This window comes from Chryseobacterium rhizosphaerae (genome assembly GCF_003385455.1).
Classification (GTDB): Bacteria; Bacteroidota; Bacteroidia; order Flavobacteriales; family Weeksellaceae; genus Chryseobacterium; species Chryseobacterium rhizosphaerae.
Window position 1 is genome coordinate 1 of sequence record NZ_QNUF01000072.1, and the last position, 1,219, is coordinate 1,219.

Sequence of the window (1,219 nt, forward strand, 5' to 3'; positions counted from 1 at the left end):
TGAATACACCTCATATGAACACCATACAGTTTGTTTATAACGAAAGGGAACTGAAAGAGGAATCTTACATACAAGATCTCAAATCTTACCAAAGCAAAATCCTTTCTGAGGTCAAGGTACTTACTAATAATAATCAGTTTAAGAGATACAGCATAGAGTATACAGGCAATGGAACCAATTACCAGTTTGCTAATAAAATTACTGAATACAATGCTAATAATGAACCTGCCAATCCAATTGTCCTGAATTATCCGGCTATGGAAAATTCTTCCTATGCAGAGTATGTCGCTGAGCCTGATCCTTTTGATAACGTAAAATTGGTGGGAGATTTTAACGGTGATTCCTATCTGGATTTCATAATGAACAACGGTACGGTGAAGCTGGGGGCTTTTAATGAGACTTTTACAACCATTAGTACAGGTCAGGTCTTTGGTGCTAATGCTAAAGTAGCCGGCACTTTATTGGATGAAGAAGGCCAGGTATATAATGGAAACGGCGTTGTTGAATATAAAAACGGTAAAGTTTTCGGCTATATCCTTAGAAATAATGCTTTTGTAAAGATATTTGAAAGAAATCTGTATATACCATGCTCACCTACATGTGATGACAATCTTACGCTGGATGTAGGTGATATTGATGGGGATGGTATTCCCAACCTTTTTATCAGGGATAATGCTTCAGCTGCTTTTCAAACAGTATATCTCGTAGACCTTAAATCTCCGGGTACACCATTGGGCAGCATTGTTACGGCTCTTAATGAAAACTCGTATCCCGATCAGAAATATATGGATATTGACGGAGACGGAAAGGTGGAAGTTATCAGTGTATGGGGTTCTCAATATGCCGTCCTTGAATTTGTAAAAAGCAACACCCCCAATATCCAATATGAGAAGAAAGTACGGTTTTCAGGGCTTCTGCTTGAAACTAAAGATTCAGAATTTCCGGTATTGTATGGGGATTATAATGGGGACGGCAAGCTTGATTTTGCTATTCCTATCACAGATTATGCTGTAGGAAAGCCTGATGACTGGAGGTTTTATATGGGAACAGAAAAAGGATTTAAGCCTTTCCTGAAGAAAGAATTTTTTACCTATAGAAAGTTACAGAAAGAAATGAACGGCAATTATGCAAAATTTGCCAAACAATACTTCTTTTCTGTTACCGATATGAATAAAGATGGAAAATCCGATATTGTTCAGGTTTTCTCCTACAATCAGAT

1 protein-coding gene is annotated in these 1,219 nt (G+C 37.4%); it reads left to right on the top strand.

The genetic code is table 11. From position 1 onward, the window contains the following. Window positions 1-14: 14 nt before the first annotated feature. On the top strand, window positions 15-1,219 hold a 1,205-nt coding region (locus tag DRF57_RS23390), incomplete at its 3' end, for an FG-GAP repeat domain-containing protein (protein WP_133297564.1).